The organism is Aeromonas sp. 95A (assembly GCF_051919235.1).
Classification (GTDB): Bacteria; Pseudomonadota; Gammaproteobacteria; order Enterobacterales; family Aeromonadaceae; genus Aeromonas; species Aeromonas veronii.
On sequence record NZ_JBQBFC010000001.1, the window covers coordinates 1,087,174 to 1,105,627 of the forward strand.

Here is an 18,454-nt window from a genome sequence, read left to right on the forward strand (position 1 = left end):
CGGCGCCATCTTGGCGCGGCATCCTGCGTGGGATGAGAGGACAAGCCTGTGCTTTTTTGCCATAATGCCGCCTCATTTTATCCCGACCGAGATCCCATGACCGACGCAGTTCATACCCTCAAGGGCCGTTTCCGTGGTTTTTACCCCGTCGTCATCGATGTTGAAACAGCCGGGTTCAACGCCAAGACCGATGCCCTGCTCGAAATCGCGGCTTACACCCTGAAAATGGATGAGCAGGGCTGGCTCGTTCCCGATCAGGTATTCCACTTTCATGTCGAGCCCTTCGAAGGGGCCAACCTGGAAAAGGCTGCGCTGGAGTTCACCGGCATCGACCCCTACAACCCGTTGCGTGGTGCTGTCTCGGAAAAAGAGGCGCTGACCGAGATTTTCAAGGGGATCCGCAAGGGGATGAAGGAGCAGGATTGCGGCCGCGCCATCATAGTGGCCCACAACGCCACCTTTGATCACGGCTTCGTGATGGCTGCCGCCGAGCGCGCTGGCCTCAAGCGTAATCCGTTCCACCCATTTGCGACCTTCGACACCGCAGCTCTCTCCGGATTGGCGCTGGGTCAGACCGTGCTGGCCAAAGCGTGCCAGAGCGCCCGCATCCCGTTTGACAATAAAGAGGCGCACTCTGCCCTCTATGACACCGAACGCACCACAGAGCTCTTCTGTCATATCGTTAACCGCTGGAAGAGCATGGGGGGTTGGCCGCCAGCGCATCCGGATGATGACACAACCGATGCTCCTGCCGATGATGAGGGGCAAGAATAAACGGATGAAGGCTGCCACTGGCAGCCTTCGCTTTTTTGGGAAGTGATTGATTGCACGGCGCACCGGAAATCGCTATCAAGGTCACTATCCACCGCTGCGCATGCGATGAACGGAGACAAACAGGTCACAAACCCTCATGTTGAGCAACCTTGTGCCACATGCTGCTGCGATATGAGGGGTTTGACTGATTTTTTACTCGACATTTGTCACATTTTTCGCAAACTAACTCCCCTTCACATGACAGACAGCAATAACAAACTATAAGGAAATCAAATGAATCCAGTTGTTATCGCAGTCGGGCTGATGCTGGTGCTCAGTCTGCTGCGGATCAATGTGGTGGTCTCGCTGGCGCTGGGGGCCATTGCTGGCGGCCTGGTCGGTGGGCTGTCGTTGACCGATACCCTCACCACCTTCAGCGGTGGCCTGGGCGGTGGCGCCGAGATTGCCCTCTCCTACGCCATGCTGGGCGCCTTTGCGGTTGCCATCTCCCGCTCCGGGATCACCGACCTGCTGGCCCGCAAGGTGATCAACCAGTTGGGCAAGGATGCCAGCTCGACCCGCATCATGTGGGTCAAAACCCTGCTGCTCTCTTCCGTGCTGGCCGTGGCGATCTCCTCCCAGAACCTGATCCCGGTTCACATCGCCTTTATTCCCATCCTGATCCCGCCGCTGCTGCATGTGATGGCGCAGATGCAGATCGACCGTCGTCAGGTGGCCTGTGTCATCACTTTTGGTCTGACCGCCACCTACATGGTGCTACCGGTCGGCTTTGGTGGCATCTTCCTGAACAACATTCTGGCCAAGAACCTGATCGATAACGGCGTGCCCATCACTACCAGCCAGATCCCGCTGGCGATGGCCCTTCCGGTCGCCGGTATGGTACTGGGCCTGCTGATTGCGGTATTCATCAGCTATCGCAAACCGCGCCAGTACGATCTGGCCAAGATCCTGGATGCCGAGCCCGAAGCGGTCGAGCTCAACCTCACCCACATCTGGGTTGCTCTGCTGGCCATTGGCGTAGCGCTGGGGCTGCAACTGATGACCAACAGCATCGTACTGGGTGCACTGGCCGGTTTTGTCATCTTCACCTGCGGCGGCGTCATCAAGTTTCGCGAAAGCCAGGATGCCTTCACTCAGGGGGTGAGGATGATGTCGCTGATCGGCTTCATCATGATCTCCGCCGCCGGTTTTGCCGCCGTGATGAAGGCAACTCACGGTGTCGACTCTCTGGTTCAGGTGGTCGCCTCCGGCATCGGCCAGCACAAAGGCATCGCCGCCTTCCTGATGCTGCTGGTGGGTCTGCTCATCACCATGGGGATCGGTTCTTCCTTCTCCACCGTGCCCATCATCGCCACCATCTATGTGCCGCTCTGTCTGCAGCTTGGCTTCTCACCGATGGCGATCATCGCACTGGTCGGTACCGCTGGCGCGCTGGGGGATGCGGGTTCACCGGCCTCCGACTCGACGCTGGGGCCCACCTCCGGCCTCAACGCAGATGGTCAGCATGACCATATCTGGGACAGCGTGGTGCCCACCTTTATTCACTACAACATCCCGCTGGTGATCTTCGGCTGGATTGCCGCCATGGTGCTCTGATAGCCCTTCAGGCTGCGACCTCTGTACATCACAATGCAAAACAAGAAGGCGACCAGATGGTCGCCTTCTTCATTGATGCCAACCAATTACCCCGCTCGATATGAATAATGACGGCCAGCCAGACAAAGCCTCTGAGCGGCCACCTAGTCGCCACCCCTTGCGATCGCCGGAGTCAGCGGACGCAATGCTGTCACTCCCCATCCAACCATCCGCCCAATTGCACACTTCACAACACCTGGCCTTGAGACCATAAGATTGTTCTTCTCTCTGGCGAGCACCTATGGGTTGCACAATGATGTACTGCACTATCATTGCACCATCGGTTCGCTCAACGCCTGCCAATACAGAGAAACGGCTGCATGCCCTGATCTATGGCATAACGACGGATGACACCCGAGCCTTTCGAGTAGAAAGGCGTTCTCTCTTTCCCCGACATCCAGTCATCAAATAGTGGCCATCATGCGCTCCCCCATTTAACGGCTTATGCCGATCTGGCGTTCAGTAAGAACACAGGGTAAACCGCAGGCAGAAAAAAAGGCCGCTCAATGAGCGGCCTTCTTCATAACGGGATTAGCAATCAGCTTTCGCGACGCTTGCCACCGAATTTGCGATCTTTGTTGAAGCCACCTTCACGGCGCTCCCCGCTCTTGTTGAACGGACGGTCACCCTGGGGACGGCGATCCTTGTTGAAAGGACGGTCGCCACGGAACGGACGATCACCACGGGGCGGACGGCTGCTGGTGTTGCCACCGGCCGGTACTTCGGTGTAGCGAGTGATCTGCAGCGGACGCTGGCAAACACGGGCTTTCTTGATCACTTCCAGTACATCGGCGCTCATGCCTTTCGGCAGATCGACGGTGGAGAAGTCATCAGCGATGTCGATGTTGCCGATGAAGCGGCTCTCGATATTCGCTTCGTTGGCGATGGCGCCCACTATCTGGCCCGGCTTGACGCCGTGATGGGCACCCACGTCTACGCGGTAGCGCTCCATCTCCACATCCGGGTTGTCTTTCAGCGGACGCGGCTCCAGAGAGGGCATGCGACGGGCAGGACGATCACCACGGTCACCGAAATCACGACCGCCACGGTCGTTGAAGTCACGGCGCTCGAAGCCACCACGATCGCTGCTGTTGTTGAACAGCGGATCCGGAATGGAATCATCCAGCAGCAGCGGTTGGTCGCCCTGTACCAGCTTGGCCAGCGCGGCAGCCAGCTCCAGCGGATCGGCAGAATCCTCTTCGATCAGCTCGTTTACCAGGTTGTGGTAGATCTCGAGCTCTTCACCCATCATGGTTTCGCGGATGCGCTCTTTGAACTTGGCCAGACGATGCTGGTTGATGTCCTCGGTGCTTGGCATCTTCATCGGCTCGATGGCCTGACGGGTTGCGTGCTCGATGGCGCGCAGCATACGACGCTCGCGCGGAGCAACGAACAGGATGGCTTCGCCTTTACGACCGGCACGACCGGTACGGCCGATACGGTGAACGTAAGATTCGGTGTCGTACGGAATGTCGTAGTTCACTACGTGAGTGATGCGCTCAACGTCCAGACCACGGGCGACAACGTCGGTGGCGATCAGGATATCCAGCTGGCCTTGACGCAGCTTGTCGACGGTGCGCTCACGCAGTTTCTGCGGGATGTCGCCGTGCAGCGCTTCACAGGCGTGACCACGGGCGGCCAGCTTGCCTGCCAGCTCTTCGGCAGCGTTCTTGGTACGCACGAACACCAGCAGGGCTTCGTAGGATTCCACTTCCAGCAGACGAGTCATGGCGTCCAGCTTGTGCAGACCGGTTACTTGCCAGTAGCGCTGGCGAATAGTGGTCGCGGTAGCAGTCTTGGAGGCGATCTTGATCTCTTTGGGCTGCTTCAGGTGCTTCTGGGCCACGCGACGGATCTGCTCCGGCATGGTGGCAGAGAACAGGGCAACCTGACGAGTGCTCGGGCACTGCTCCATGATCCAGTCCACGTCGTCGATGAAGCCCATACGCAGCATTTCATCAGCTTCGTCCAGTACCAGAGCTTTCAAGCCGGAGAGGTCCAGGTTCTTGCGACGGATCAGGTCCATCACGCGGCCCGGAGTACCGACGACAACCTGGGCACCGCGACGCAGGGCGCGAGTCTGGGTTTCGTAGGAGGCACCACCGTAGATCGGCAGTACGTGGAAATCAGGCATGTGGTGGGCGTAGCGTTGGCACGCTTCAGCCACTTGCAGCGCCAGTTCGCGGGTAGGCGCCAGCACCAGGATCTGGGTGTTGCGGTTACCAGCTTCCAGACGAGACAACAGAGGCAAGGCAAAAGCAGCGGTCTTCCCTGTACCGGTTTGCGCCTGCCCCAGCAGATCGTGTCCCGCCATCAGGTGGGGAATTGCTGCGGCCTGGATCGGTGACGGGCGCTCATAGCCCACGTCCTGCAGCGCTTTCAATACAGGCGCGGCCAGTCCAAGCTCACTAAAAAGGGGCAGTTGTTCGGTATCAGACATAGATTCTTCCAGATTAAGGCAGGCGGCTAACACCGCGGAATAGCAAAAAGGCGGCGATTATAGCGCCACTTTGTTCTGCTGTCTTGAAAAATGTGATAAGCCTCTCAAGACGTTGGCAATTATAGAGGGATCTGACGAGTATGGCTTGCTTATTTTGCACTCATAGTGCGTTATTGCAGATCACTCCTCGCTGGAGTCCTTGCCCCGCTTGTGTTTGAGCACCGCCATGGTCAGTCGGCTGGTGCACAATAAACGCTCACGTTCGTCCCGGATTTCAATCTGCCACACTTGGGTTGTTGCTCCCAGATGGAGCGGCGTGCAACGCCCGGTCACCACCCCTTCCCGTTTGGCCCGCAAATGGTTGGCATTTACCTCCAGCCCCACACAGTAGCTATCTGGTCCCACCGCCATGTTGGCGGCAATCGAGCCCAAGGTTTCCGCCAGCACCACGGATGCGCCGCCATGCAGCATACCAAGGGGCTGGCGAGTGCGATGATCCACCGGCATGGTCGCTTCCAGCCAGTCGGCGCCAAAAGCCGTGTAGACGATATCGAGATGGGCCATCAGGGTGTTGCGAGAGGTGGCGTTGAGCCCCTCCAGACTCATGGGTTTACGCCAGATGGGCGCAATATCGTGACTCATTGCGAGCAGACTCCTTATGTAAGCGATGAATGCGTACAGATATGAGTGAAACGCCCTCCATCGGCAACATGGTTCGGTTATGTGAGTTGTTGGTTACCAGGTGACGTGTTAACAACGCAGCCCCGACCCGGAGCTGCGTGTTACACAATCATGCCCTTAAGCGGGATGTCACCAGGGGTAGGTAACGCCGGGCCACTCGGACCAAGGCACATCTCGCCCCGGCAAGCGGGGGGCTGGCCACTGCCACACCCTGGCGAGCCACTCGCGCAGCTGAATCTCCAGCTCCTCATCCGTGATAGGCGCCTCGGCCACCTTCCAGAAGAAGAGCTCCACCGCGACCTCAGGCAACACCGAGGGGTAAAGATAAACCCCGCCCCAGAATTGCGGCTCCCGATCCGGACTCCAGAGACCATAGGCAAAGGAGCGCTTGGCCAGAAACTCCGACTGCTGCCACTCCAGATCCCCTTCGTGCTGGCTCAGGCTGAAGTTGGCGGAGGGCCAGAGATCGTTCGGGCGAAACAGCTGATGGAGCTGCTCGCGCTCGCGCAACATGGCAACAAACTCCACCACCGCCTGGGCGGGAGTGGCGGGTAACAGCAAGAAACGTGGATGCCGATAGGCCTTCGGCACCCGAAACCGCTTGGGGAACGTCAGCATCAGAGCAGCTCCAGCAGGGCTTGCAATGGATGTTTGAGCTTTTCCCCCTCAATCCGCTTGACCTGACTGCGGCACGAATAGCCGGTCGCCAGACAGCGCGCTTTGGGTAGACGGGCGAGCGGGTCGGCCCAGCTCAACCCATAGATGCCCTTGGAGTTCTCCACCTGTTTGACATCATGACCATAGGTGCCCGCCATACCGCAACACCCCACAGAGACCGGCTTCAAACTGGCCCCGAAGCGGCCAAACAGGGTGCTCCAGTCACCGTGAGTGGAGGGCTTGGCGGTCTTCTCGGTGCAGTGGGCAAACAGATACCAGGGCTCGCTCCCCTCCTCGCTCTTGGTCTTGTCGGTTCGAGCAGGCAACTGATCTACCGGCAGCGAGAGCAGCCACTCCTGCGGCAACAACACCTGAAAATCACCGCGGGCCGACCCCAGCGCCTTGGCATACTCGTCGCGATAGCAAAGCACCATGGCCGGATCCACCCCCACCATGGGAATGCCAAGCGCCGCCACCTTGTTGAGAAACTGGGCGCTGTTGGCGGCAGTGCGGGCAAAGGCGCGCAGGAACCCCTTTATATGCTGGGGCTTGCCGTTGGGTTTAAAGGGCAGCAGATAGGGCTGGAAACCGAGCCTGCTGGCGAGTTTCACCAGGTCGCGCACCACGGGGGCATCGTAATAACTGGTGAAGGGATCCTGCACGATGAGCACTACCTGTTTGCGCTGCTCGGCACTCATCCGCTCCAACCCCGGCAGATCAAAATAGCGGGCGCGGTTATCGTGCAGGCTCTCGGCCAGGGTCGGCACCGAGAGCAGCGGCACATCGACCATGCCGATACTCTTCTCGGTCGCCTTCTGGGCCCACTCTTTTTCGAGGAAGAAGTTGACCAGCTTCGGCGCCTTGGCGAGCAGCGGCGCATAGCTTTCAACGGTGCCGACGAAGTAATCCTTCGGCGCACGGAGGTAGCGGCCGTGGTAGAGCTGCATAAAGCGGGCGCGAAAATCGGGCACATCCACCTTGATCGGGCACTGGCTGGTGCACGCCTTGCAGGCCAGACAGCCAGCCATCGCCTCCATCACCTCGTGGGAGAAATCATACTCGCCGCGCTGTTTGGCCCAGCTGTTGCGCACCTTGTCCACCAGCTGTTTGAAGCGTACGCCACCGGATTGCAGCGCTACCTCTTCCGCTAGCGGATCGAAGCCCTGCTCCGCCAGCTGACGCAACCATTCACGCATCAGACCCGCCCGCCCTTTGGGGGAGTGGCGGCGATCACGGCTGATCTTGACCGAGGGGCACATGGGGGAGTCGGTCTCGAAGGTGAAGCAGAGACCGTTGCCGTTACAATCCATGGCGCGGGTGTAGCTGGTGCGCACTGCGAGCGGGATCTGGCGGTCATACTTGCCGCGCTTGGGCCCATCCACCGACACCAGCTCGGCGCCGCTACCGTAGGGAATGCAGATCTTGCCCGGGTTGATGCGGTTGGCCGGGTCGAACGCCCCCTTGACCCGCTGCAGCTCTTCCCATAGCTCGCCAAAGAAGGCGGGGCTGTATTCGGAGCGAAAGCCCTTGCCATGCTCGCCCCACATCAGACCACCATATTTGGCGGTGAGCGCCACCACCTGATCGGAGATGCGGCGCAGCAGCACCTCCTGCTCGGGATCGCACAAATCCAGCGCCGGGCGCACGTGCAGCACACCGGCATCAACGTGGCCGAACATGCCGTAGTCGAGGCCGTGGGCATCCAGCAGGGCGCGAAACTCCATGATGAAATCGGCCAGTGACTCGGGCGGCACGGCGGTATCTTCGGTGAAGGCTACCGGCTTCTTGCGCCCTTCGGCGTTGCCCAGCAGCCCCACCGACTTCTTGCGCATGGTGTAGATGGTTTCGATGCTCGGCAGGTGGTCACACACCTGATAGCCGATGATCCCGGCTTCACCGTTGGCCAGCAGACCGTCGATACGGCGACAGAGCTCAGCTACCTTGGCCTTGTGTTCTGCCTCATCGGTATCGGCAAACTCGACGATGTTGAGCCCCTGCAGATCCTTGCCGGGCACATCCTGAATAAGTTCTTTCACCGAATGCCAGATGATGTCGGCGCGGGCCAACCCGAGCACCCGGGAATCCACCGTCTCCACCGAGAGGGCCTGGGCCTCAACCATAAAGGGGGCGTTGCGCAGGGCGGAGGGGAAGCTGTCGTACTTGACGTTGACCAGGGTGCGGTAGCGCGGGATGGGGGTGATATTGAGTCTGGCTTCGGTGATGAATCCCAAGGATCCTTCCGAGCCGCACAGCACCCGACTCACATCCAGCGTATCGGTATCGGGTTGATAGAGGTGCTTGAGATCGTAGCCGGTCAGAAAGCGGTTGAGCTTGGGGAAGGTCGCCTCGATGTCGGCGCGGCGCTCCTTGCCGATACGATAGAGGGTGCGATAGATCTCCCCTTCCCGATTCTCCAACGCCAGCTTGTCGGCCAGTCGCTCACCGGTCAGCGGCTCGGTGGCCATGATGTCGCCATTCTCCAGCACCGCTTTGAGCCCCAGCACGTGATCCGAGGTTTTGCCGTAGACCAGCGACCCCTGCCCCGAGGCATCGGTGTTGATCATGCCCCCTAAGGTGGCGCGGTTGGAGGTGGAGAGATCCGGCGAGAAGAAGTAGCCGTGGGGCTTGAGATAGATGTTGAGCTGGTCTTTCACTACCCCGGCCTGGGCGCGCACCCACCCCTCCTCCAGATTAATTTCCATGATCTGGTTCATATAACGGGAGAGATCGACGATAATGCCGCCGCCCAATGACTGGCCATTGGTGCCGGTACCGCCACCACGAGGGAAAAAACTCAAGGAGGCGAACGCCGGCTCTGCGGCCAGCTTGAGCATTGCTGCTATGTCGTCCGCACTGCGCGGATAGAGAACCGCCTGAGGTACTACCTGATAGACGCTGTTATCCGTCGCCATCGCCAACCGGCTTGCATAAGACTTTTCGATATCACCACGAAATGCGCTGCGCTCTAGCAACTCAAGAAACTGCAGGGTTGTGGGTGACAAACTGTCCTGGTAATCGAGTCTCGGGATCATGAATCCTTGTTCCCATCCTTTGCTTGATGCCGGCACCCCGGCGACAACGACTGGCCAGCCGCCTGTCAATGGCAGTCAGGCCAGTCCGCTCACATGTGAGCGGGCAGTATATCAGCTAGAAAACCGCTTGCGCTTGGCAATATTCACCATTTGAAAGGAGGACTTTTATGGCTCACCACAGCCATGTTATCAGTACGCTGGTCACCACCGAAAAACAGGCGCTTACCCTGTCGCTGTTCGGTTGTATCACCTTTGCCATCTTCGGCATCGGCTACGGCCTCTTCGTCGGTTCCAACGCCATCATGCTCGATGGTATCTTCACCCTGTTCAGCATGGGCATGACGGGCCTCGGTCTTGTTACCGCCTATCTCGTTACCCGCCCTTCCGATGCGCGCTTCCAGTACGGCTATGCCCACTTCGAGCCCATCACCAACGTCATCAATGGCACCATTATTCTGCTGCTCTGCCTTGGCGCTCTCTATAGCGGCATCACCACCCTGCTGGATGGCGGACGAGAGATCGATCTCGGCCACGCTCTCATCTATGCCGCCGTCTCCACCTTTTTCTGCGCCATCATCTATCGCATCGAAGCCCAGGTTGCCGAACAGGTAGACTCCGAGCTGGTGCGGGTCGACTCCAAGGAGTGGCTGGTGGATACCCTGCTCAGCGCCACCCTGCTTATCGGTTTCGTGGGCGCCATTGGCCTCGATGCCATCGGCTACGGCCAATACAACCGCTACATAGACCCGGTGCTGGTCTCGCTGCTGGCCCTCTGCGCCACCCTCATTCCCATCAAGGTGCTCGGTCGCAACCTGCGGGAAGTGTTGAAGATCGCCCCCAAGGGAGATGTGCCACGGCAAGTCGAGCAGGAGATCGAGGCGCTGCGCCAGCGCCACGGCATCGAGTGCTACAGCCATCTGGCCAAAAGCGGTCGCCGCTTCGATCTGGAATTGAACATTCTGGTGGCGCCGGGTCAGGAGTGGCCCGTCGAACGTCAGGATGCCCTGCGTCAGGAGCTCTGGTCTCGCCTTGGCGACACCCTGGGGGATGCCTGGCTGTCGGTCTGTTTCACCCGCGAAAAGCGCTGGTTGTAACGACCGCACGGGGGAGAGCGGCACCGCCGCCTCCCCCTGTCGCATCACAACCCCATCACACCCCGCTGACGCTGCGCTTGCCAAATTGGCGCCAGCCGCTATCATCAGGGCTCATTTTTCACCCGAGGTTTTATTGCCCATCATGGACAATCCCCGAAGTTGCCCTTCGTCTCTCTCTGTCAAAGCCTATCTTTTTCTGCTTAATCAGCGCCTCTGAATAACACCTTTGCCTTGCTGTTACTGCGGCCATCGTGCGCCGTAATCACTGTTTGCTCTGTCTGTTTTTATTGAGGTCGTCACAATGGAATTGCTGCTGGATCCCCATATCTGGATCGGTCTGTTTACCCTGATCATTCTGGAAATCGTGCTGGGGATCGACAACCTGGTCTTTATCGCCATTCTGGTGAAAAAACTGCCTCCCGCCCAACGGGACAAGGCACGCGTCATCGGCCTGTCGCTGGCCCTGCTGATGCGACTTGGACTTCTGAGCGTCATGTCATGGCTGGTCACCCTGACCACCCCGATTTTGCACCTGTGGGATCACCCCTTCTCCGGTCGGGACCTGATCCTGATGGGGGGCGGCCTGTTCCTGCTGTTCAAGGCCACCTCCGAGCTGCATGAGCGGCTGGAAGCCAAACCCCAGGATGATGGCCCGGTCGGCGCCTACGCCAGCTTCGGGGTAGTGATCACCCAAATTCTGGTGCTCGATGCGGTTTTCTCGCTCGACTCCATCATCACCGCCGTCGGCATGGTGGAACACCTTGGCGTAATGATGGCCGCCGTGACCATCGCCATGGTGGTGATGGTGCTCGCCTCCAAGCCGCTGACCCGCTTCGTCAACGCCCACCCCACCGTGGTGGTGCTCTGTCTGAGCTTCCTGCTGATGATCGGCTTCAGCCTGGTGGCGGAAGGATTCGGCTTCCATATTCCGAAGGGCTACCTCTACGCAGCCATCGGCTTCTCGGTGCTAATCGAGTTTTTCAACCAACTGGCCCAGCGCAGCGCCATGCGTCACGAATCCAAGCTGCCCCTGCGCGAGCGCACCACTGCCGCCATCTTCAAGCTGATGGGGAGCAAGGCCTATCAAGACAGACCGGATGACGATCTGGATGCCGCACCTGCCGAGCCGCTCAGTTTTGGCGAGGAGGAGCGCTACATGGTGACCGGTGTGCTGTCGCTGGCCGAGCGCTCCATTCGCACCATCATGACCCCGCGCTCGGAGATGGCCTGGATCGATATCAACGACTCCAGCGACGAGATCCGCGCCCTGCTGCAGCGCGAGCCCCACAGCCTGTTCCCCATTTGTGACGGGGATCTGGACGAAGTGATCGGAGTGGTCAAGGCGCGCGATCTGCTGTTTGCCTTGAACGAAGGGCAATCCTTAAGTGAACTGGCCAAGCAGAACGATCCCATTATCGTGCCGCAGACCATCAACGTGATCCGTCTGTTGGCGGAGCTGCGCAAAGCCAAGGGGAGCCTTATTCTGGTCTCCGACGAGTTTGGCGTGATCCAGGGGCTGGTCACCACCCACGACCTGCTGGAGGCCATCGTCGGCGAGCTGCCGGACGAGGACGAAACCCCGGATATCGTGCGCGATGGCGAAGGGTGGCTGATCAACGGCAGCACCAACATCCACCATGTGGAGCAGGTGCTGGAGCACGAGGGGCTGGTGAGCGAGAGCGATGAATACGTGACCTTGGCGGGCATGCTGCTCTCCCACTTCGGCACTCTGCCCACCCCGGGTCAGCAGTTGCAACTGCAGCAGCTCAACTTCGAGGTGATCGAGGTGAGCGAGCGGCGCATCGAGCGGGTGAAAGTGATACCCGCCACGGCTTGAGCCTGCCACCAGCAGAATACAGAAGAGGGCCAGACGGCCCTCTTTTTTATGCTTCAACTTTATGCCTCAACGCCTCTTTCCCGACGGTTTGCACTGATTGCTGCATCAAGCACAATTCTCTTGTGCAATTACCCCCCTTTTTCACAACAAGATGGCGGCATAAAGTGGCCTCACTTCCACCATGAGGAACTCAAGATGAGCCACGATCACCTGTTCTGCCCGCTGCGCCTCGGCCAGCTGCACCTTGCCAACCGCATCGTCATGCCCCCCATGACCCGCTCCCGTGCCAGTCAGCCGGGTGATGTGGCCAACGCCATGATGGCGAGCTACTACGCCCAGCGCGCCGAGGCTGGCCTGATCATCAGCGAAGGCACCCAAATCGACCCCATGGGCAAGGGCTACGCCTGGACGCCGGGGATCTACAGCGCCGAGCAGATCGCTGGCTGGAAAGGGGTGACCGATGCCGTGCACGCCAAGGGGGGCACCATCTTCGCCCAGCTCTGGCACGTGGGCCGGGTCACCCATCCGGACAACATCGGCGGCGCCCAGCCCATCTCCGCTTCAGCCCTGCCCGCAGTGGGCGTCAAGGTGTTCGTCGATAACGGCAGCGATGCGCCGGGCTTTGTCGAGACCGTCACCCCGCGCGCCATGACCCAGGCCGATATCGATGCGGTGGTGGGCCAGTTCCGTCAGGCGGCTCGCAACGCCATCAGCGCCGGTTTTGACGGCATCGAGCTGCACGCCGCCAACGGTTATCTCATCAACCAGTTCCTCGACTCCGAATCCAACGCCCGCACCGACAGTTACGGCGGATCGCTGGAAAACCGACTGCGCTTTCTCAAAGAGGTGACCGAGGCAGTCAGTAGCGAAATCGGGGCCGATCGGGTCGGGGTGCGTCTTGCGCCGCTCACCACCCTCAACGGCACAGTCGATGCAAACCCGCAGGAAACCTATCTGGCGGCCGCCCGTCTGCTGGGCCAGCTCAACGTCACCTACCTGCACATTGCCGAAGCGGACTGGGACGATGCCCCCCTGATGCCGGAGAACTTCAAGCAGGGTCTGCGGGATGCCTTCCCCAACACCCTGATCTACGCCGGTAAATATGATGGTGATCGCGCCCGCGCCGCCCTAGAAGCGGGCTGGGCCGACATGATTGGCTTTGGCCGTCCCTTCGTTGCCAACCCGGATCTGCCGAACCGGCTGCGCCACGGCTATCCGCTGGCCCCCCACGATCCGGCCACCCTGTTCGGCGGCGGCGAGAAGGGGCTGACCGATTACCCCGTCTATCAGGCAGAGGACGCAGCAGCCAGCCGCTGATTGCCGATGGCCAACCGGCCACGTAACGCAGGCCCCACAGGTTGGGGCCTGCTGTATTGTTGCCCATTCGCAGCAGTGGCGGTTTCACTGTCTTGCTGTTGCAATGATCTCGTTGTTCTCTCCCCTCGCTTTCACAAGGAGTCATCATGAATCACACCCAAGCCTGGTGCTGGCATGCCCCCGGTGAACCGACCCAGCTTACCCTCGCCGATCTGCCCCTGGCACCGCTCGCCCCTGACGAGGTACTGGTAGCCAACCGGGTCATCGCTTTCAACCCGGTGGACTGGAAGCTGATCGAATATGGCCACTCCCACTGGCAGGATGGTCAGGTGCCCGGCGTCGATGGCATGGGCACTATCGTGGCCCTCGGCACCAACGTCAGCCATCTGCGTCTCGGTGCCCGGGTCGCCTACCACACCGATCTGCGCCACCACGGCAGCTTTGCCCGCCACACTAGAGTACCGGCCCGCGCCCTGCTGCCAGTGCCCGATGCCCTGAGTGACGAGGCGGCCGCCGCCCTGCCCTGTCCCGGCCTCACCGCGTGGCAGGCGCTGGCCAAGCTGCCGCGCCTGCACGGGGAAGCGCTGCTCATCACAGGTGCCGGCAGCAGCGTCGGCCGCTTTGCGGTACAGCTCGCCCTCAAGCAAGGAGCGCGAGTCTTTGCCAGCGCCAGCCCACGCCACCATCACTGGCTCAAACAGATCGGTGTGCAGGGTGTAGCCGATTATCGGGATCCCGACTGGCTGGCCACCTTGCAGACTGCCAACGGCAACGAGCCGTTCGAGGGGATCATCGATCTGGTCTCCAGCCAACAGGCAGAGAGCCTGCTGCCTGCCCTTGGCTACTACGGTCACATGGTGACTGTGCTCGGGCGCATCCCGCACAATCCGTTGCCCGCCTTTAGCCATTGCCACTCATTGCACGAGATTGCGCTGGGCGCCCAGCACGCCTTTGGCTCGGACAAACAGTGGAGCCGACTGGTGGCCGCCGGTGTCGCCATGATGGAGCAGATGGTGAGCGGCGAGCTGACCCTACCGCCGCTGGTGGTCGGCGACTTTGAGGAACTACCCACCCTGCTCGAGCGCTTCAAGCGCGAAGGACAGGGCGAAAAGTTTCTGGTGCGAGTGGCATAACGCTGACCTTCCCTGATAACCACACCGACCATTGAAACGAAAGAGGCCCGCCAGTGATGGCGGGCCTCTCTTTATATCTAGTGCATCTCATCTCGACTTCATTGGCGCCTGACTCAGTGCAGGCTCACCCCGTGGGTCTCGGCATAACTGCGGATCTCCCGGGTCAGGCGCGCCTTGTCGGCCACAGAGAGCCAGCTCGCCTCCACCGCATTGAGCGACAAGCGGCAGAGCTGACTCATGGTCGCGCCAAGGCCATCGGCCAGCGCCACAAAGTTGGCATTCATATAGCCACCAAAGTAGGCAGGGTCGTCCGAGTTGATGGTGACGCAGAGCCCCTGCTCCAGCAGTCGCAACACATTGTGCTGGGCCATATTGCCGAACACCTTGAGCCGGGTGTTGGAGAGGGGGCAGACGGTGAGCGGCATGCGGGTATCCGCCAGATAACGGAGCAGTTCGGGATCATCGGCCGAGCGAACCCCGTGATCGATGCGGCATACCTGCAGCTCGTTGATCGCCTGCCAGATGTAGTCGGCAGGCCCCTCTTCACCCGCATGGGCCACCACCGGCAGCCCCAGCTCGCGGCATTTGGCAAAGACCCGGGCAAATTTAGTGGGCGGATTGCCCCTCTCCCCCGAGTCAAGGCCGATACCGTGAATACGTGACAGGAAGGGCTCAGCCTCTGCCAACGTAGCGAACGCTTCATCCTCGCTGAGGTGGCGCAAAAAGCTCATGATCAGCCGCCAGCTGATGCCAAACTCCTGCTCCCCGCGCTGCAGCGCCCGCTCGATGCCGCCGAGCACAGTAGCAAAAGGAACGCCGCGAGCGGTGTGGGTCTGCGGGTCAAAGAAGATCTCCACATGCACCACCTTGTCGGCGGCGCAACGCTCAAGATAGGCCCAGGTGAGGTCGAAGAAGTCCTGCTCGGTCACCAACACGCCGGCGCCGCGATAGTAGAGGTCGAGAAAAGATTGCAAGCAGTCAAAGTCATAGGCGGCGCGCACGCTGGCCACATCGGGCCAGGGCAGTGGCACATTATTGCGGCGGCCCAGCTCAAACATCAGCTCGGGTTCGAGGCTGCCCTCGATATGCAGGTGCAGCTCCAGTTTCGGCAGTCCGGCGATAAATTGCGCGGCGGTGAGGTGTTCGGGTGTGACTGGCTTGGGAATCGGGGTGTCCATAGCGACGGCTCCATCAGCAAAGTGATCCGGCGTCAGCCCCTCCACCAGACTGACCCGACGGCAGCTTTATTGTGCACCGAAGTGGCGAGACAGGGGAGACTTGTCATCAAACAGACTTATAATGGCGTCACAAAAATCATAAATGATTGAACATCTTAACGATTGGCGGCTCGCCTGCGCCCTGACAAGGAGTTTTCATGAAGAAGAACGTCATCTGCGATATCGACGGTGTCATCCTGCACAACAACGATCTCATCCCCGGTGCCGACCGTTTCGTCCATCGCCTGCTGGAGCAGGGCAGCAAGCTCTTGTTCCTAACCAACTACCCGGCCCAGACCCAGAAAGATCTGCAAAACCGCTTCCGCTCCGCCGGGATCGAAGTGCCGGAGGAGTGCTTCTATACCTCCGCCATGGGCACCGCCGACTTCCTCAAGCGTCAGGATGGCAAGAAGGCCTATGTGATCGGTGAAGGGGCGCTGACCCACGAGCTCTACAAGGCCGGTTTCACCATCACCGACATAGACCCCGACTTCGTGGTGGTGGGGGAGACCCGCAACTACAACTGGACCATGATGCAACTGGGGGCCAAGTTCGTCGATCAGGGGGCCCGCTTTATCGCCACCAACCCCGACACCCACGGCCCCATGATGCACCCGGCCTGCGGCGCCCTGTGCGCCCCCATAGAGCGGATGACCGGCAAGAAGCCGTTTTATGTCGGCAAACCGAGCGCCTGGATCATCCGTGCGGCGCTCAACCGGATGGAGGCCCACTCCGACGACACCATCATCATCGGCGACAACCTGCGCACCGACATTCTGGCAGGCTTTCAGGCCGGTCTCGAAACGGTGCTGGTGCTCTCCGGGGTGAGCAAGGTCGCCGATATCGACCGCATGCCGTTCAGACCGAACCATATTTTCGACTCCGTGGTCGACATCGATATCGTCTAATCACCACCCAAGCGTTAAACAGGGCAGGTCTCTCCTGCCCTTGCAGGATCTGTTATGGAACCCATTCTGATCGCCGTGGCTTTTGGTTGCGGCATGGTAGTCAATCTGATTGGCCTGCCCCCCCTGCTCGGCTTTCTGGCCGCCGGTTTTATCCTCAACGGCATGGGATATGAAAATACTCCCGCCCTGAGCGAAGTGGCCGATCTCGGCGTCACCCTGCTGCTGTTCACCATTGGTCTCAAGCTCAATATCAAAACCCTGATGCGACGCGATGTGTGGGGCACCACCAGCCTGCATCTGCTGCTCTCCACCCTGCTCTTTACCGTGGTGCTGCTGGTCTGCAAGGGACTAGGGCTTGAACTTGCCCTGTCGCTGGACTGGAAACTGGCGCTGCTGCTGGGCTTTGCCCTCTCCTTCTCCAGCACTGTCTTTGCGGTCAAGGTGCTGGAAGATCGCAGCGACATGAATGCCCTCTACGCCCGCATCGCCATCGGGGTACTGGTCATGCAAGACGTGTTCGCCGTGGCGTTTCTGGCCTTCTCCAGCGGCAAGTGGCCCAGTATCTGGGCGCTCTGGGTACTGGGATTGCCGCTGCTGCGCCCGCTGCTGTTCAAGCTCTTGGAGCGGGCCGGTCATGGCGAGCTGCAGGTGCTGTTCGGAGTCTTTCTGGCGCTGGTGGTCGGGGCAGCCGGTTTTGAAGTAGTCGGCCTCAAACCGGATCTCGGGGCACTTATCATCGGCATGATGCTCGCATCCCATCCTGCCGCAGCGGGGCTTGCAAAGGCGCTCTTTAACCTCAAAGACCTCTTTCTGGTCTGCTTCTTTCTCACCATCGGCCTCAACGGCCTGCCGACCCACGACACCATGCTGCTGGCACTGGCGCTGGTGCTGGCCCTGCCGCTCAAAAGTGTCCTCTACTATCTGGTCTACAGCGGCGCACACCTGCGGGTGCGTACCGCCCTGCTCTCGACCCTGGCGCTCACCAACTTCTCGGAGTTTGGCCTGATCGTCGCCGCCATCGCCGCCAAGGCGGGCTGGCTCTCCCACGAGTGGCTGGTGGCGGTCTCGCTGGCACTGGCGGCGAGCTTTATGATCTCCGCCCCGCTCAATGCCCAGAGCGAGCGCATTTATCACCGCATCGGCCACTGGCTGCGGGGATTGCAGGCAAGCAACCTCCATCCGGAAGACAGACCCATCGAATTGGGCGATGCGGAGGTGATCATCCTCGGTATGGGGCGGATCGGTCAGGGGGCCTACTTCGAGCTGGAGAACAAGTACGGCAACGTCATCCTCGGGGTGGAGAACGACAGCGAGAAGCTACCCACCCTGCGCGCCCAGGGGATGAACGTCATCGAGGGGGATGCCACCGATACCGACTTCTGGGACAAGGTGCTGCTCTCCAATCAGGTCAATCTGGTGCTGCTGGCGATGCCCCACCATTCGGGGAATCTCTACGCCATCGAGAAGCTGCGCAGCCACGGATTCAACGGCAAGATCGCCGCCATCGTCCGCTTCGAGGATGATATCGCCTCCCTGCAGGAGCAGGGGGTGGATGCGGTGTTCAACGTCTACAACGAAGCGGGCAGCGGCTTTGCCCGCCATGTGATCCGCCGCTTGCAGCCGCTTTGAGTCGTCGGCCAGCAGCCCTTGGCAAGGGAATGCGCATCGTTTAAGTTATGCACAACCTCGTTTAATAAAACGAACAAACGCGGGGCCGGGATGGCCCCGC

13 protein-coding genes are annotated in these 18,454 nt (G+C 60.2%); 8 read left to right on the top strand and 5 right to left on the bottom strand.

Annotation, left to right across the window (positions count from 1 at the left end; translation table 11 throughout):
* Positions 1-96: 96 nt before the first annotated feature.
* Together rnt and ACTG2U_RS04705 are read left to right on the top strand one after the other, a co-directional pair.
* On the top strand, positions 97-774 hold the full coding sequence (gene rnt / locus ACTG2U_RS04700) for a ribonuclease T (protein WP_005333780.1): 678 nt from the start codon (positions 97-99) through the stop codon (positions 772-774).
* 273 nt (positions 775-1,047) lie between these two features.
* Positions 1,048-2,370: a Na+/H+ antiporter family protein gene (locus ACTG2U_RS04705; RefSeq protein WP_005352770.1), complete on the top strand. Its 1,323-nt coding sequence runs from the start codon at positions 1,048-1,050 to the stop codon at positions 2,368-2,370.
* A 577-nt stretch (positions 2,371-2,947) separates the two neighbouring features.
* Here the strand turns inward: ACTG2U_RS04705 and ACTG2U_RS04710 are convergent.
* From ACTG2U_RS04710 to ydiJ, 4 genes are all read right to left on the bottom strand, one after another.
* Positions 2,948-4,849, bottom strand: a complete 1,902-nt coding sequence (locus ACTG2U_RS04710; protein WP_236768398.1) for a DEAD/DEAH box helicase — start codon at positions 4,847-4,849, stop codon at positions 2,948-2,950.
* A gap of 180 nt (positions 4,850-5,029) precedes the next feature.
* Entirely contained in the window at positions 5,030-5,491 is a 462-nt protein-coding gene (locus ACTG2U_RS04715) for a hotdog fold thioesterase (RefSeq protein ID WP_335813244.1), read from the bottom strand.
* A 168-nt stretch (positions 5,492-5,659) separates the two neighbouring features.
* Positions 5,660-6,148, bottom strand: coding sequence for a hypothetical protein (locus ACTG2U_RS04720; protein ID WP_139740347.1), 489 nt, complete (start codon positions 6,146-6,148; stop codon positions 5,660-5,662).
* The gene (ydiJ, locus tag ACTG2U_RS04725) at positions 6,148-9,219 is read right to left on the bottom strand and encodes a D-2-hydroxyglutarate dehydrogenase YdiJ (protein WP_439974125.1); all 3,072 of its coding nucleotides are present in this window, start codon (positions 9,217-9,219) and stop codon (positions 6,148-6,150) included. Before ydiJ ends, ACTG2U_RS04720 begins: the two co-directional genes overlap by 1 nt.
* Before the next feature lie 167 nt (positions 9,220-9,386).
* Here ydiJ and ACTG2U_RS04730 point away from each other — a divergent pair, with 167 nt between their 5' ends.
* The 4 genes from ACTG2U_RS04730 (at position 9,387) to ACTG2U_RS04745 (ending at position 14,600) form a co-directional block, all read left to right on the top strand.
* Positions 9,387-10,313: a cation diffusion facilitator family transporter gene (locus ACTG2U_RS04730; protein ID WP_139463997.1), complete on the top strand. Its 927-nt coding sequence runs from the start codon at positions 9,387-9,389 to the stop codon at positions 10,311-10,313.
* Between the two features lie 301 nt (positions 10,314-10,614).
* A complete protein-coding gene (locus ACTG2U_RS04735; protein ID WP_439974126.1) occupies positions 10,615-12,150 on the top strand; it encodes a TerC family protein in 1,536 nt (511 codons plus the stop codon).
* Between the two features lie 195 nt (positions 12,151-12,345).
* Positions 12,346-13,467: an alkene reductase gene (locus ACTG2U_RS04740; RefSeq protein WP_439974127.1), complete on the top strand. Its 1,122-nt coding sequence runs from the start codon at positions 12,346-12,348 to the stop codon at positions 13,465-13,467.
* Between the two features lie 146 nt (positions 13,468-13,613).
* Positions 13,614-14,600: a zinc-binding dehydrogenase gene (locus tag ACTG2U_RS04745; protein WP_439974128.1), complete on the top strand. Its 987-nt coding sequence runs from the start codon at positions 13,614-13,616 to the stop codon at positions 14,598-14,600.
* Between the two features lie 113 nt (positions 14,601-14,713).
* On the opposite strand, the gene ACTG2U_RS04750 is transcribed toward ACTG2U_RS04745, so the two are convergent.
* Entirely contained in the window at positions 14,714-15,778 is a 1,065-nt protein-coding gene (locus ACTG2U_RS04750) for an adenosine deaminase (protein WP_439974129.1), read from the bottom strand.
* Between the two features lie 197 nt (positions 15,779-15,975).
* On the opposite strand from ACTG2U_RS04750, the gene ACTG2U_RS04755 reads away from it, so the two are divergent.
* Both ACTG2U_RS04755 and ACTG2U_RS04760 read left to right on the top strand, forming a co-directional pair.
* A complete protein-coding gene (locus ACTG2U_RS04755; RefSeq protein WP_043164926.1) occupies positions 15,976-16,725 on the top strand; it encodes an HAD-IIA family hydrolase in 750 nt (249 codons plus the stop codon).
* A gap of 54 nt (positions 16,726-16,779) precedes the next feature.
* Positions 16,780-18,354 carry a cation:proton antiporter family protein gene (locus tag ACTG2U_RS04760; protein WP_005337288.1) on the top strand — a complete coding sequence of 525 codons (1,575 nt, stop codon included), beginning with the start codon at positions 16,780-16,782 and terminating at the stop codon, positions 18,352-18,354.
* Positions 18,355-18,454: the final 100 nt, after the last annotated feature.

Coding starts and splice junctions, on each gene's coding strand:
- rnt (WP_005333780.1), top strand. CDS start 97: ATGACCGACGCAGTTCATACCCTCAAGGGCCGTTTCCGTGGTTTTTAC.
- ACTG2U_RS04705 (WP_005352770.1), top strand. CDS start 1,048: ATGAATCCAGTTGTTATCGCAGTCGGGCTGATGCTGGTGCTCAGTCTG.
- ACTG2U_RS04710 (WP_236768398.1), bottom strand. CDS start 4,849: ATGTCTGATACCGAACAACTGCCCCTTTTTAGTGAGCTTGGACTGGCC.
- ACTG2U_RS04715 (WP_335813244.1), bottom strand. CDS start 5,491: ATGAGTCACGATATTGCGCCCATCTGGCGTAAACCCATGAGTCTGGAG.
- ACTG2U_RS04720 (WP_139740347.1), bottom strand. CDS start 6,148: ATGCTGACGTTCCCCAAGCGGTTTCGGGTGCCGAAGGCCTATCGGCAT.
- ydiJ (WP_439974125.1), bottom strand. CDS start 9,219: ATGATCCCGAGACTCGATTACCAGGACAGTTTGTCACCCACAACCCTG.
- ACTG2U_RS04730 (WP_139463997.1), top strand. CDS start 9,387: ATGGCTCACCACAGCCATGTTATCAGTACGCTGGTCACCACCGAAAAA.
- ACTG2U_RS04735 (WP_439974126.1), top strand. CDS start 10,615: ATGGAATTGCTGCTGGATCCCCATATCTGGATCGGTCTGTTTACCCTG.
- ACTG2U_RS04740 (WP_439974127.1), top strand. CDS start 12,346: ATGAGCCACGATCACCTGTTCTGCCCGCTGCGCCTCGGCCAGCTGCAC.
- ACTG2U_RS04745 (WP_439974128.1), top strand. CDS start 13,614: ATGAATCACACCCAAGCCTGGTGCTGGCATGCCCCCGGTGAACCGACC.
- ACTG2U_RS04750 (WP_439974129.1), bottom strand. CDS start 15,778: ATGGACACCCCGATTCCCAAGCCAGTCACACCCGAACACCTCACCGCC.
- ACTG2U_RS04755 (WP_043164926.1), top strand. CDS start 15,976: ATGAAGAAGAACGTCATCTGCGATATCGACGGTGTCATCCTGCACAAC.
- ACTG2U_RS04760 (WP_005337288.1), top strand. CDS start 16,780: ATGGAACCCATTCTGATCGCCGTGGCTTTTGGTTGCGGCATGGTAGTC.